At 37.2% G+C, this 14,984-nt stretch carries 12 protein-coding genes and 1 riboswitch; all 12 genes read right to left on the reverse strand.

The window, feature by feature from the left end; translation table 11 throughout:
* The gene (locus tag WMO65_RS11380; RefSeq protein ID WP_115623653.1) at positions 1–4,026 is read right to left on the reverse strand and encodes an Eco57I restriction-modification methylase domain-containing protein; all 4,026 of its coding nucleotides are present in this window, start codon (positions 4,024–4,026) and stop codon (positions 1–3) included.
* 4 nt (positions 4,027–4,030) lie between these two features.
* On the reverse strand, positions 4,031–4,981 hold the full coding sequence (locus WMO65_RS11385) for a restriction endonuclease subunit M (RefSeq protein ID WP_199688316.1): 951 nt from the start codon (positions 4,979–4,981) through the stop codon (positions 4,031–4,033).
* Positions 4,971–5,546, reverse strand: coding sequence for a recombinase family protein (locus WMO65_RS11390; protein WP_115623654.1), 576 nt, complete (start codon positions 5,544–5,546; stop codon positions 4,971–4,973). The genes WMO65_RS11385 and WMO65_RS11390 overlap by 11 nt, the downstream gene beginning before the upstream one ends.
* 157 nt (positions 5,547–5,703) lie before the next feature.
* Complete coding sequence (locus tag WMO65_RS11395; protein WP_115623655.1) at positions 5,704–6,009, reverse strand: hypothetical protein; 306 nt, start codon at positions 6,007–6,009, stop codon at positions 5,704–5,706.
* 89 nt (positions 6,010–6,098) lie between these two features.
* A riboswitch (SAM riboswitch) is annotated at positions 6,099–6,187 on the reverse strand.
* A 185-nt stretch (positions 6,188–6,372) separates the two neighbouring features.
* Positions 6,373–9,486, reverse strand: a complete 3,114-nt coding sequence (locus WMO65_RS11400) for an LPD16 domain-containing protein (protein WP_118743359.1) — start codon at positions 9,484–9,486, stop codon at positions 6,373–6,375.
* Positions 9,487–9,500: 14 nt separating this feature from the next.
* Positions 9,501–10,265: a class B sortase gene (gene srtB / locus WMO65_RS11405; protein ID WP_118743358.1), complete on the reverse strand. Its 765-nt coding sequence runs from the start codon at positions 10,263–10,265 to the stop codon at positions 9,501–9,503.
* A 74-nt stretch (positions 10,266–10,339) separates the two neighbouring features.
* Positions 10,340–11,101, reverse strand: coding sequence for a hypothetical protein (locus WMO65_RS11410; RefSeq protein WP_147396155.1), 762 nt, complete (start codon positions 11,099–11,101; stop codon positions 10,340–10,342).
* A 54-nt stretch (positions 11,102–11,155) separates the two neighbouring features.
* Positions 11,156–12,328 carry an MBL fold metallo-hydrolase gene (locus tag WMO65_RS11415; protein ID WP_118743356.1) on the reverse strand — a complete coding sequence of 391 codons (1,173 nt, stop codon included), beginning with the start codon at positions 12,326–12,328 and terminating at the stop codon, positions 11,156–11,158.
* Positions 12,316–12,999 (reverse strand): hypothetical protein, encoded by a 684-nt coding sequence (locus WMO65_RS11420; RefSeq protein ID WP_118743355.1) that lies wholly within the window; start codon positions 12,997–12,999, stop codon positions 12,316–12,318. Before WMO65_RS11420 ends, WMO65_RS11415 begins: the two co-directional genes overlap by 13 nt.
* Before the next feature lie 10 nt (positions 13,000–13,009).
* On the reverse strand, positions 13,010–13,633 hold the full coding sequence (locus WMO65_RS11425; RefSeq protein ID WP_158588540.1) for an HTH domain-containing protein: 624 nt from the start codon (positions 13,631–13,633) through the stop codon (positions 13,010–13,012).
* A 136-nt stretch (positions 13,634–13,769) separates the two neighbouring features.
* Positions 13,770–14,525, reverse strand: coding sequence for an 8-oxo-dGTP diphosphatase (locus WMO65_RS11430; RefSeq protein ID WP_118743353.1), 756 nt, complete (start codon positions 14,523–14,525; stop codon positions 13,770–13,772).
* 29 nt (positions 14,526–14,554) lie between these two features.
* Positions 14,555–14,947, reverse strand: coding sequence for a pyridoxamine 5'-phosphate oxidase family protein (locus tag WMO65_RS11435; protein WP_118743352.1), 393 nt, complete (start codon positions 14,945–14,947; stop codon positions 14,555–14,557).
* Positions 14,948–14,984 lie beyond the last annotated feature (37 nt).

Here is a 14,984-nt window from a genome sequence, read left to right on the forward strand (position 1 = left end):
TTACTCATGTACTACATATTCCATTGGACGTATTAAAGACGTAATCATTTCTTTTTCGTCTTTTGAGCAATGATATCTTTCAAACAAATCATTCTCGCTCCACTCTTTTGTATAGTTAAGAAATGGAACAAATCTAAAGTTTGCTTTTGAAATATTCATTGAAGAATACGTTTCATGCAATAAAAATCGGGGCAATTTTAAACAGAAATACTTTGCAAAATTTATAGCTTCTATTTTTGTATCGAAAGCAGCCAAAAGAAGATAAGAATCTGTAAATACAGAATTTGGTGGAAGCACTTGTATTGTTGAGATAACTCTATATCCTATTGATGGATCCACGCCAACTTCTCCACCTCTTGGAACAACTTTTCCAATAATTACCTTATATTTGGGGATTAAACTATGTTCTTTAATAACATCAGACATCCTAATATATGTAGATGTCATACTATTGCTTTTTTGGCTGCAAAACATAGCTATATTATATTCTGTAGTTGGTGCATTTTTACCCCTAAAGTCAGAAGGTATTCCGAATACGTTACGAGCATAAACAACCGTGTCCATTTTAACATCATTACTGTTCTCAATCTCTTTTATTAGCCTAATTGACTCGTTGTTCCTAATGAAAATATCATATTCATTTAATGGTCTCATCATTGTAGTAACTTTTTCTCCACGTATTGAAGTTATTTCACAGTCACCACTGTAGTCACGATCCCAAAGAAAGTAATTAACACCACCCACTATACTGACATTTTTAAACAACATTTCATTATCAGTATAATCAACGATTTTTCTCATTGAACGATCAGCTAACATATCCGACCTAAATTGATCTAAACCTTTTCCACCAGAGAACCATCTGGATGGCGTAACCATAGATACATATGCTGGATTCAAGGCTTTTGCTTGTGTTACAAAATAATTATAAACCGGTTTCGCACTATAACCTTTTCCGCCACCATCCAAAATCTGATACGGCGGATTTCCAACAATTGCATCAAATTTCATAACGTTATTTCCTTTCTTCCAATAATTCTGTCGTAAAACTTTATCCAAAAACATTTGCGGCTTATTAGACATTGTATTTATGAGATCATCGAAATAGTGAGCATTGATTTTCCCACCACTATACCCCGTCAAAGTCCTTCTTGTAATAGCCTTTGCCATAGGAGTTTTACAAATCACAAAAATATTTTCGTCTACTGTCTGTAACCAGATATCTTGCTTATCTTTTATTGTGAGTTCTTCATTAACAAATTCTTGCAATTTTCTTCTATACACACTATAGGTCACATATAATGGATACAAACCGGTTTTTGAATTTATTTCAAGAATTTGGCTATCCAACTTTCCAAAAATATCAGCAGTTACTTTTCCACGATCTACAAATCTTGGCTCATCCAATTTACCTTCTTCAGTAAATGTTTCATCATAGAAACAGTATCCACCCAAGCAGTCACTCATATGCATATTAACGACACGCCATGGAGTCAATACTGTTTCTTTATCTGGATTTTTAAAATAAGAAAATAATCCAGCGATTTTCTTTACCCTTTCCATTGGATCAAGTGTATCAGCTTCTTTAGCTATATTACGAATCCGCCGTCCAGCTGCAATAAAAACTTCCTCATCGTAATACTTTTGGAATTCTTTAAATTTACTTTTGGTTATTCCATTTGGCATAAATTCATTCCAAGAAGAATCATCTACAATATCAACGAAACGATCCAGGGTGATTTCTTCATCATAAGGAATATCTGCACCATATATTAGCAAAGGCATACGTATAGAAATACCTCGCAGGATACTAATAGCATCATTACGTACTTTCTTTTTCTTTTTCAGTTCTTCAAGTCTGGCTTTCTCCTCTGGTGTCAGTTCTTTCTTTTTCTTTTTTTCAAGTTTTTCCTTTTCTTCGTACTCTTCATTGGTAAGTCCCTGATCATTAACAGTAATATCATTAGCTTTTGGAGCTGCCTTTGAGGAACCAATAATTCCTTTCAAATCATCAAAACGTTTAATATCAATGTCAGTAAGTTTGAATAATTCGTCATTATAAAGATTGGTATCATCAAAACCATTTCGTACAACTTTATCTGCATATGCACGTTTTAATTGCTGCAGAAGCTTTGTTGCACTATATTCTTTCATTTCCGACCCGGATACAGCTATAACAGGACAATAATTGAGAAATTTACCCATTAACTGCTTATCACCTATTTTAGTTTTCCCTGATTTTGCAGATACCTGAACAGCACTTGAAACCATTTTAAGTGTACGGTCAGGCGCAAAATCAAATACATAAGCAGTTTCTTTTATTTTACCGTCTTCATTGCACGGAGACTGTACACGGAAGATAGTCTGCAAGTAGTTTGCAGCAGATGTAGAATACGATCCGGCGAGCATAAATACAGCTGTCCATTCTTTTACAGTTACCCCTGTAGTCAGCTTTCCACATGAGAGTGTGATTGTATATGTATCGTTTTTTTTCGCCTCTTTAATTGCTGCACGAACTTTGGAAAGAGCCTCTTCGGACTTCTCTTCTTCATCTCCATTACCTGCCACATTAACAATATCAAACATACCATTTCCAAATACTTCATGTTTTAACATCAATTTTTTTAATGCTCTGGCTTCTTTTACACCTGGAACCATCCAAAGAGAATGCTTAAAAAGAGAACGGTATTCAGTGTTAGAATATGGATACTGACTGTGTTCATCTTCTGTTGTCATCAGATTAAGAAATGACCAAACATCTGCTTCATGTACAAAATCTCCTACCTCTGCACCTTCTGGCATGTCTGCATAATCTTTACTAAAATCTCCAGTGAATGTACGGAAAAACTCATGAAAATTGAAAGCCTTGTCTTCAAAAGTGATATAATTGCTATTATGTAGCACGTCGCCAAGTGAATATGTATAAATTCTAAGCTCTGGCAGCTCATCATACGGATTGTGATCACCAAAATGTAATTTATCCCATTCAGATTTACATTCCTGTTCCATGATGTAATCCCATGTATATATAGAATTTTCATCATAATCAGTCAAAATATTAAATGGTGTTCCGGATAATGCAAGTAGTTTAGTTCCAGATCCATCTTTAAATACTGCCTTTACAGTATCTTCTCCCAGTGCCGTAGTAGTCCCCTCATGTGCTTCATCAACAATTACACAATCCCAAACCGTATCAAAAATAATATCATTTTTATCAAACTTTCCGCCAACCTCTGACGAGCCACGTAGGTCTTGTATGGAAGCAAAATAAATAAAGTTCTTTCCGGAAGAAAGGAGCTTATCAGCAGTATATCCAGTTGCCTTTGAACCGTAAATATAATCCTCTACACCATAAAAAATTTTAGTAAAATCTTCATACCATCCAGCATCAACTACAGGTCGGTGTGTCAGAATAATAGTTTTTTTGAATTTGCATTGTTTAACAATTTCCAAGGAAACGAAAGTTTTTCCATATCTCATTTTTGCATTAATTAAGAAACGGTCAGCTTTTTTAAAATGTTTAACAACTTTTGTAATGCATGCAGCCTGTTCCGGTCTGAAAATAATAGGCGAATGTTTTACTATATCGGAATTACTCAAATTAGAATAATTCTTCTTAACGGCATCAATGGCTTTTTGAGCAGTCTGCAAATCTACAGAAAACCATTCTTTCCCTGATGATTCTCCAAGTTGAACGTTAGTATATCCGGAATTTTTCAGTACTTCATGAACATGATGATCTCTGAAGGCTTCAATTTTCAATGTCCCATTCTTATCTTTCACTGTTCTCACGGCGATTTCTGAATGGAGAAGATGCGGAGTGAGACCTGCAGTATTAGTATAAGCTCTTATTCTTTTTAAAGCAGCCTGATTTAATTCACGACTATTTGGAGTCAACTGGTCAACCGGAGTAACTGTATGTAATGTAGCATCTCCAATTTTGACTAGACCATTATGAGCCTGGTCATCAATTGTGAATACATAGATTACTTTATATTCAAAAGCATTCTTAAAAGTTGTATCCATGATTTCATTCCCCCTTTACCATGGACCGGAATTCGATGCTCTTATTCGATCTCCAATCAAATATCCTACATGGGATTTCATCTAACTCCGGTTCTGGCTTTTCTTCCGTATTTTCAATTTCCAATAAATCAAATATTGAAATCTGCTTATAAACAGTTTCTGCTAAACTGAAAGGCGCTGTCATAGTAATACCATTCATCTGCCAGATATTCCAGGCAACTATGTTTGCGACTTTCTTTATCTGCAACAACGATGGATCTTTTTTCATTCGCTCTTGATAATATTCTATAAATGTATATAACAAATTTTCTCTTGCCAAAAGAACATTATCACCCTGGAAATCATATCCATAGCAGCTCTGAAATGCTCTGATTGTCCATTCATACCACTCATCATCATTCTCTGCATTTTCATTTACAATACGAAGTTTTCGATCCAAAAGACCTATTCTTTCGCTAATAGGAATTTCTTGCCCAGAAACAGTATCGTAACGACTTACCAGATATGGAGCTTCTCCACAGGCTACTTCCATTCTTCTAGCATCAATATAATCCTTCCAAACTTTATTTTTAGGAAATTTTACAGGCTCTTTTTTACTACACCACGTTTTATCCTCAGCATGATTAAAAACATCCTGATAACCAAACCAAGTTGCATCAATAAGATTATTCTGTTCGTTACAAACCCATGACGGTGTAAATACTTCAGCCTTATCTCTGGTACGCTTAATTTTTTCCCCTTCAGTTTTCAAAATCCTTGGCTGAATTACACAAGAAAATGAACCAGTAATCAAATCCGGAACCATTTCCTGATCAGTATGATACTCTGCTCCGTAGGATATATAATTATCACTTCCCCAACGAATAAATTTCTTTGTCGTCTTATCAGAAAGAAGGATTTTTAAAAGGTCTGGGCTGATATCCTTAATGTTTTGTTCTCTAATATCAATCTCCATTGACACCATCCTTATACTCTTTAATTAACCGATCCACAGTCGGTCTGCTTACATTTAATTTCTTTGCTATCCCAGATTTTGATATCTCTCTATTCATGTACGCATCATAATAGTTTCCGAAATCTTTAATTTCAATACGTTTTCTTCCCTTATAAACACCTTTCTTCTTGGCAATGGCAATACCTTCTGCCTGGCGTTCAAGAAGATTCTGATGTTCAAATTCATTGATATCTGCAATCATAGCCACCATAAGTTTTCCGTTAGGAGTAGAAGTATCAAGATTTTCCTTCATGCTTATCAAATGAACATTTTTTTCATTTAATTTCTCAACAATAAATAATAAATCTTTCGTAGATCGAGCCAAACTTGAGAAATTAAAAACATAAACCGTATCTCCTTCTCTTACCCACTCCAACATATCCCGTAGCTGTTTTCTATCCGTCTTATTTTTTTCATATACCTTATCAGAAAACCATTTATCAATGTGATATTTTTGTAATGCTTCTGTCTGCCGATCTGCATTTTGATCAACAGATGTAGCTCTTACATATGCTATATTGGCCATACAATCACCCTCACACAAATTGCAGAATAACTATAACTTATGTTGCAATCTGTAAAATATTATATCATAATGACCCTATGTTTACAATCCGAGGACACTTTCTAATTCACGTTTAACGCTTAATAACACGTACCCTATTTTACAGAATCATCTTGTGTTACTGAATAATAAAATCACTAAATCCCAAAACATACTTCTCATAATCCACCCTAATCAGCTCCGACTTTCCAACTGTTTTCGCTGACTTGTATGCTATATGACCAATAAATCCAACATAATTCAACGACCAATCCCGATTTACTACATATAAATCACTAATCGTCTTACTTGTTGGTTTTTCACCATCACCAAAAGAAAAACCCTCTGCCTCAGCATCTAAAAGAAACTTCTTGGCAACAGTTTCATTTCTTAAATACACATACACTCGTCCATCCATTTTACTTAATTCTGTAATCGTATTCATTCTTTGCCTCCAAAATATAGATTTAACCTAAAAAGAGGCAAAAAATAACACCCATCGATACCGAGGGTGATACAAAAAATCGAATATAATCCCCATCGGTCAAGCATTAGCACCTTACCTTTCAAAGCAGGTTGCTGTGCGGTCAACGAGCTTGTCTCTCACGCACTCTCTATAGGTTTGTTTAATTCTAACCCAATAAATGAGACAAGTCAATTATTTTTTATCAAGCAGTTACGTTAAATTACTTTCAATAACTAATTAACCATAAATAAAGAGATTATATTTCAATAAAAAAAGAGACTACCCAACCAATGGTAATCTCTCTCATATTTATGTGACAAGGTTTCTTTATATTCTACATGCTCATGCAAGCTCAACCCCTTTCGCTTTGCTATCTTTTCCCTGCTGTTTTGCAATAATCTCCTTATTGATTTTCAATCGCTCATGAATGGATTTCTTTTTCTTCATTGTTTTTTTGTTTTCTAAAAGGGAGCCCTGTTTTAGGGCTCCCTTATCGGACATTGCTCTTTCAGGTGACTTCTTTTCTCCAGTTACAGATGCTTTAACTGCTCCTTCTACTTTTTCTAATGTCTTCTCTTCCAGACTGCAAAAACTCTGCAAATACGGCAGCACATGCTCCTGCATATCTGTAAGATCCGCCATATATGCCTGAAAGGATTCTTCACCCTTTGCTTTCTGGTAATTCAGCCAGCTTTCATCATGTAGCTTCATTTCATTCTGGTTCTTCAACTGGCTCACAATACCGCCGTTTCCATCTCCGATATTAATTTTTCCTTTTAATTCCTGCATCTGGTCACGATCCGGATAGTAAATTGTAAAGTACATCTGTACAGTTTTCTCCGGCATTCCAGTTTTTGGATCTGCTTGTGAAGCCAGTTCTGTATCCATTTTGGTTGTTATTTCATCCAGTCTTCCCAGTTTCTGATAACCGGAAATGTCCATTTCCTTATCCTCACAGAAATTGATGCGGACAACCGGTACTGCTGTCTCCGGTATCTCAGGCTGATAGGCTTTCAATTTCTCCAGAAGTTCTTCTGCCCGTGGAGATTCTTCGCATTCCTCATCTATAATATCTTTCAAGAACGGAATGTACTTATGGGCATAACCACATCTTAATTCCAATGCGACAGTTTCCACCATATCTTCCTTCGGGCTAAAGTTATCATGATAATCATAATGGTCAAAGTCTTCCGCTAATTGATCCAGTGCCGCCGCCAGTTCATCCGCAGTCATTTTCTCCGGATAATAATGGACATTCAATTCTTTCGGGGGATAATATCGAAAATTCGGAAACGCCTCTACAATCTTTTCCAGTGCTTCATGTACCATTGGAAGTGCTGCCAGAAATGCCACATCATCCAGGTTGTCTCCCCGGATAGATTTCCTGCTGACCAGAGATACCTCCGCCTCATCATAAAAAGTATCATTCGGGTCACGGTAGATAATTCCCATGCCGTTTCCATAATAACTTAATGTTGGGTCATCAATGATTTCCCGGTATTTTGCAACTATTTCATCCAAATTAGTACTCTTATATATTTTCCCAAGGCTATGGTATTCATCACATTCTGCAGCATAGTATTCCAGATAAGGCTCTTTCTTCGGAGGCATATTGTTCAGGACATTATCGATCATATTGTAATTTGCCTCCTCCAGCTCTTCTACTTTCGCCAATGGCTTGTACTCCCCTCTGGCTTTCATCTGCTCCGTTTTTTCATCCAGATACCGTTCAGATTTTTCAAGAAAATCTTCTAACGTACCAGTCTTATCCGGTCTGATCGGTTTCATATCCACTTTCATATTACCAGTCTTATACCCAGCTTCATTCAATACGGAAAACAACTCATCCTCACGGACAGTTCCCTCATAAGCAATTACCACATCCACATCAGAATCCTCATGATATAACCCATCCCTTGTTCGGCTTCCATACACACGCACAGCCTGTATCTTGGCATCCAGGTCATTTTCAATAATCTCTGCCTGTGCAATCGCCCATACGTTCTCTTCGATTTCTGACCGGCTCATTCCATTTAATCCGGCTTCCGCTTCCGTATGATCAGAAATGACCGGCACACGATTTCTCTGGCTTCTTGCTTCCTGAAGAATCTCTTTCTCTACTTCTTCCGCTTTTTCCTGAAGTTCATCATAATCTACCGGTATCCGTTCTAACTGCTCCAGCCCTTCATCTTCTAAAATATTCTGAATAGCCTGTCTCATAGAAATATCCGGATCATCCAAAATGCCTCCGTCCATGAGTTTATACTCCTTATCATAAAAGGAATAATCATATCCTTCCGTTGCCACCTGAATCGAAAAGTATTGATCCCCGATTCGGTAAGCCACTTCCTCCTGGTTCAGTTCCGGCTCCAATTGCAGGAAATCCGGCAATTCACGGAAGCTGATACTGTCTACAAAATATGCTTTTACATTTCCATTTTCATTGAGGACTACAATATCACTTACCGATAAGGAATGCCCGGTATAATCCGCCGGATGGGCAATATTGAATTTCTCATACAGAGAATCCAACGTATCGCCATAAAGCATTTTATCGGAATAGATTAGCTCATAGTCCTCTTTTTTCACCTGATACCCATGCCTTTCAATGAAATTCAGATCCATAAATTCATATTCTCTGCCGGGGCTGCCCTCAACGATCTGGTATATTCCATACCTGTTTTCTGTCCCCAGAAGAAGTTTTGCCTCTTTCAGCGACTTTATCTGTGGATACTCCTGCATCCATTTTTCCAACGTCCTGATCCGTTCCACATCCTCTCTCTCCATCTGATAATGCTCCGGTCCTCTTTCAATCTCCATCCGTTCCCGCACCGCAATCGGTCTTGGATAGGTGGTAATCAGAAATACTGTCTCCCCCGCATTGAACATTCTTAATGCTTCGTCTCTATCAAGATCTATCATTAGAGGCTGATACAATCCAGCTTCCTCAAAATCTATTTCATCCTCCTGCTCCTGCATACGCTGCCATGCCTCTTTTTCAATTCCATAGAGACCTTCATGTTCCAGTATCATCTCTCTGCTGGCATAGTCCCCATGGGAGCCATCTGACTGCAAGCAGTACACCTTTTCCCCGACACGATGAAGCTCCAGTGCCATCTCCTGACGAAGAGGAAACATATCATCTGCGGTATAGCCATATCTCTTTAGTTCTGCCATACCAACGGAACGATCCGGGAATCCGTCAATTTCTTCTCTGGCATCCCACAAGATTTCATTCACCTTCTCTTCATCCGAGGAACGGACAGCGTCTGCAAGGTCTCTGACCATTTTCCTGATATCATAATCATCCCCCGTCATAGCCGCATATTCCAGAACCAGCTCTTTCTGTTCCTCTGAAAATAAAATGTTTATCCGCTGTTCTGCACGTTCCATCTGTCTCTTGGCATAATCCCGGACTTCTTTTTCTGCCATTGTCATATTCCTGTTCATTGCCATATTCATTTTCCTCCCTATCGTCCAATTCTTCTGGCAAGTACAATCAGCCTGCCGTTTGTGCTGGAATATTCACAGGTAGATAAAGAAAGCAGCTCATCCTCCTCCCTGACGGTAACACCCGTCGGATAAAGCTGATAAGCTGCCATCTGCTGTAAATAATCCATCTGCTGTTTTCGTGTTTCTTTGTGTAAATAATCATAATAACCGCCGCTTTGTTCCACATTCGTCACATACACAGCAGCCACTTCATACTGGTATTTCTGGTTTTCCAGATATAGCGTGATCTCTTTATGCTCATGATAAAACGCTTCTTCTTTATACCCATTTAATTGCTTGAACATGCTGCCATCTTTCATTTGGTGACCATAAATAATCAGATGCTCCTGCCTGGCATCTATATCATTCCGGTTGTCCAACATCAGAGTTCCACAGATGGCATAGTTCTTTTGAAAATCATGGTAGAGATAAAATTCATTATCTTTTCCCTGCACAACCGGGTAACTGATATCGGTACCAGCAATCTTCAACCACCCGATACAGTCTGCATTTTCATCCAGCAATGCCTGATAATCAAAATCATCTATTGCTGTCATTGGGTTATCCACATTGGATTCTGTATCATCATCCTCTGTATCCTTTTCCGGAAACGCTATCTCTTCCACCTGCCGGTAGTTCTGTCTGTTATCATAAGAATCCTGCCAGTAATCCAAGAGACATTTTCCACATATCACCGAAACAACCAGAAACACCATCAATAATACTTTTTCTGTTTTCTTCACACAGTTCCTCCTTCCGGGCATGAAAAAACCGGCAGGTATTTCACTGCCGGCTTTTGCCTATTCATGTTTTCTATTTATTTATCTTTACCGATGTTTTTTAATGCTTGCTGATAAATTCCCAACAAGCCATAATAATTCAATAAATCAGGATACTGATTTGCCGGATGATAATAATCCAATACAATTACATCGTGATCATTTAACTGTGTACTATAAAACCAATTCTCATTTGGACTATCATAATCTTTAATTTCTGTACCCATAATTATATTGAGTGAACTAATTGTATATCCACATACTATAACCGTTGGATCAATAATTTCCAACTCCTTCTTTAATTCCTCAGAGTCGTATTCTGCATACTGATTAATTTCTTCCATGGAAGAATTCGCTTTTCCACCACTTTTTTTCACATTCACAACAGCAATGTGCTTCAAGATATCATTTCCGTAGTGAATATCAGACATTCCTGAAAAAAATGCCGGAATATCATCTTGACTTGTATTCAAAAGCCCTTGTGTCCACTGACATATTCTTTTAAACAAATGGCTCATTTTCTTTTCCTTAAGCAATAAATGATCTTTTACTAAATCCCAATCACTATCACCATTTTTTGTATATGCTTCCTTTAACAAGAACAAGATTCTTACATTTTGTGAATACCATAATTCTGGAAATACAACACCATCTGAAATAAATATATTATTCCTATGGTTGATAATTATTTTCTCACCTTCTCCACTCTTAGTAGGAACAAACCGTATTGCAGGTTCCTTGAGTTTCCAATGTGAATACAGCTGTTCCATATCCAATTTATATCTTTCTTTATCACTCATTTTTTCCCTCTGATTCATAAAAATCTGTTTCAAACAAAGTTTTCCTGATTATGACTAAAGAAAAATTCTTTCTCCATCCTTTACGATCATAACATTTTGACAAGAACAGAGTTCCCGCAAAAGCTCGGGTTTTTCCGTATGGATGGGAACAATAGTTTCTGGCTTTGTTTTCTCAATCACAGTCAGAATATCTTTACAGGAAGCATGACCGCTTGTGTGTAATGGCTGCCAGTTATGAAATGTTTCCAACAACTCTGGAATACTACTTCCGGGTTTTGTGCGATAGCCATCCCACATAGAATATAGAATGATGCTCTGTTTGCCATCAAAATGCTGCATGATTTCCCGAAAATATCGGTTATCACGAACAACCATTAAAAAGCCTCTTTCCTTCAAACCTGCCAGAAGATTTTCCCCATATGTTGTAATCTTTATATTTCTGAACAATTCTGAATATTTTCCCCAATGTTTTTCTACAAGATCAAGCATTTTTTTCTGATATTCATCACAGACAAAATATTTTCCATATGGAACCGTCTTTGACAATGCACATATTCTTTCCAGATTTGTCGAGGAACAAAGTACAAAAACATACTTGTATTGTTCCATGTATTCCCTCACCTTGTGCTGCAGTTCCTGCTCAGTCATCATTTCCTGCTCTGTTCTTGATAAGGTAGTTCCTTCTGTGATTAGCATGTCAATTTTCCCAATTCTGATATCTAATAATTTCAGAACACCTTTCCCCCTGAATCCATGGAACCGGAAATCTCCTGTATGAAGAATACGCTTATGCTCCGCTTCTATCAGAAACATATAGCTATCACAGGCAGAATGATCGATTGAATAAGGTGTAACTGCTATATCTCTGATCTGAATCTTAACACCCGGGAGAAATGTATGGGCTTTCTCAATCCGTTTTATCAATCCATCGTTATTTCCTGCCGTTGCAAGCATAATATCCTTAGCAAGACATCCCATATAAATCGGAATATCTTCTCGGACATTCACAAGCTGCCCTATATGATCACCATGATAATGCGTAATAAAAACAGCATCACACATACCTTCCGAGTCTGTGATTCCTGGAATAGATAACTGCTGAGGTACATAATTGTCTTCCTGGCTCAATTCATCCCCTATGTCAATCAAAATCCTGGAAGATTCTGTTTTTATCTCTGTTGCCACCCCACCAATCTGATGGGTTCCCCGATAAATTATAATCTGCATATTCTAAATTCATTTTCTCCTGTTATTTCAAAACGAAAAACTGTAATATCAGCTTTTTTAATCAGTTCACTGGTTTCAAGTTCTTTTTCATCATATTCTCTCTGTTGTGAGGTAACGCTCCCATCGTCACAATTCTTTTCAAAAAATGCAATGGCTTTTTTGTAAACCCCTTCCTTGTAACCATCAGTATAAGTCATAATCTCTGCAATCATACGAAGCAAGGTTTCCTTATTATTCTTATATGGTTTTACCTCCGTTGCATAGTAATCTGCACCATCACTGATGACCAAATCAATTTCCCCTATTCCATCGCCATAATAAAATGCCGGAACTTCGTAATCAATAATTTGATAATCACCTATTACCTTAAATCGATCCCGATATCCACATGCTTCACATTCAGTCCCATGATTACTGTTTTTGTAATACATACATCTGCACAATCGTTTTTCAGTAAAACTATCTCCACTCAGTTTTGAACAATAATCATGCATTCCCTTTTTGTAATTACCATGATTAGAATATTCATCAATATCAGTTGAACCAAACAAAAGCTTATGAACTGCATTACTTCCGGTATCAATTGCAGTAATTAGTTCCCTTGCCATTTCCTTACGACTTGATTTAGTTATCCGATCCTTAAATAAGCTTATATTTTTCTTTGTAGCCATTCTTTATCTCCTACCCTTCAAACAAAATAGAATAATTTCCTGGTAAAAACCATCCCTTTTTTGTATTATCATATTCAATGCCTTCTCCTGCAACCTGGAGTGTTGAAATATATCTTTGTACTGTTCTTGTAGATACCTCCAATCTTTCAGCAATTTCCTGTGTTTTTATTCCTGGTCTTGCCTTAACAAGAGAAATAATCTTAATGCAGTCTGCCATTTTTCTGCTGAAATCTTTCGCTTTCCTGGATTTACGATATGCTGTCAATAACTGATACTTCAATTCAACAGATAACTCATCAAAACAGCTATATGTTCTGATTACTTTCTGTAATTGTTTAGGAGGTTCAGGCACTCCAATCCAATATACCGTTTCATCCGCACTTTTTCCGATTTCTGTATAATAATCAAACATCATATCAACATTTGATTTTGAAAGTTTTTCAGCATTGATAATCACTGCAGAAGCTGAAATTGCAATCAAATCTTCTGGTACGTCTGTTACATATAACTCACATTCTTTAATTGGCAATACTTTTCCTACCGATTCATTCTGCATTTTAGTAAGCCCGAATGTCATTACTCTGTCATCTGGTACTATAATGTAATTCCCATTTGGAGCAAATACTTTCTTCATGTCCAGTCTCCTCGCTTTCATAGACATATACTCATCATATCATATTGCAGCGACAACAGGGTGGCATATGATAATATTTTTTCAAAAGAGACATAAAAAAACCGGCAGCTATTTCACTGCCGGCAAATGCCATAACTTAATATAAAGTACCTACATATTTTCCATCTTCCAGATGCATATAGCACTCATTCATCTGTGTAGATTCCATCATCTGCAAAACATATTCCATACCAGTCGCAAGTTCTTTTTCCTTAAATTCATTCACCGGAATCCAGTAAACTTTTCCTTCGTCAGAGCTATGTAATATTCCTGAATATTGATCTGCTTTATACAGGAAAATCACATGATGCGTACCCGATTTATTCCAATGATATACGCCACAGAACAGAGGATTTTCAATCGTAAGTCCCGTCTCTTCGTAAACTTCACGGATGACAGCATCTGTAAAAATCTCTCCTTTTTCCACATGTCCACCCGGAAACGTTGTTCCGGTATAACTGTCATTTACTTTATCTAATGCAAGTACATTCCCTTTTCCATCCTGCAACATACATAGATTCATAAAGCAGACCGTTTCCGTTTTCTGCTCTTCATGCTGGTTAGTGGAACGTCTCACACGTTTGTTAATATCAGCCCTCTTTTTCTTATAATGTTTCACAACTTCGCCATAAGGAATCCATATGTCTGCGTCGGTGATCCGATCATATACTTTTGAGATAACATCCCCGATTTGCTTATCCCCGGGAAATGTATAGGTTTTCTCATAATATGCCTTTGTCTCCAGATACATCCATTCAGCTATTTTTTCCTTTTGTTTCAGTTTCAGATGAGAATATTTCTTATCCGTCTGAAGAAGTTTGCCATCAATCATTTTATGGTTCTTTCGGGACAACGGTACCATCTCCCTTTTTTCTATTAGTGCTAAAACTTAATTACTTCCGGCTCTGCCTGGAAGCTGCTGAATACTGCTGTTGCATTCTGAAAATAGAATACTGCTGTATTGCCATCATCCGCAGAATACATGGATTGAAGAGATGGGTAATCATCCAGCATGGACTGGCATGCTTCCCTTCTGTCATCTTCAATTAATTCGCCAGAAACACGCAGCCACTGATCTTTGATGCAGGCACAGATCTCTGCTTTTGGATTTTCCTTGAGCTGCTTATATACTCCTTTTACTTTCCCTGTCTGGATATACAGTTTTCCCTCGAAAATATGGGCAGTACCAAAAGGTCTGACACGTGGCTGGTCACCTTCCATGGTAGCAAGATAATATACATCAGCTTCTTTTAAAAATTTTTCTACCTGTTCCATTTTTTATCAACCTCCGTCTTTTATGGTTATATGCAAA

The organism is Blautia caccae, from assembly GCF_040095955.1.
GTDB classification, from domain to species: domain Bacteria; phylum Bacillota; class Clostridia; order Lachnospirales; family Lachnospiraceae; genus Blautia; species Blautia celeris.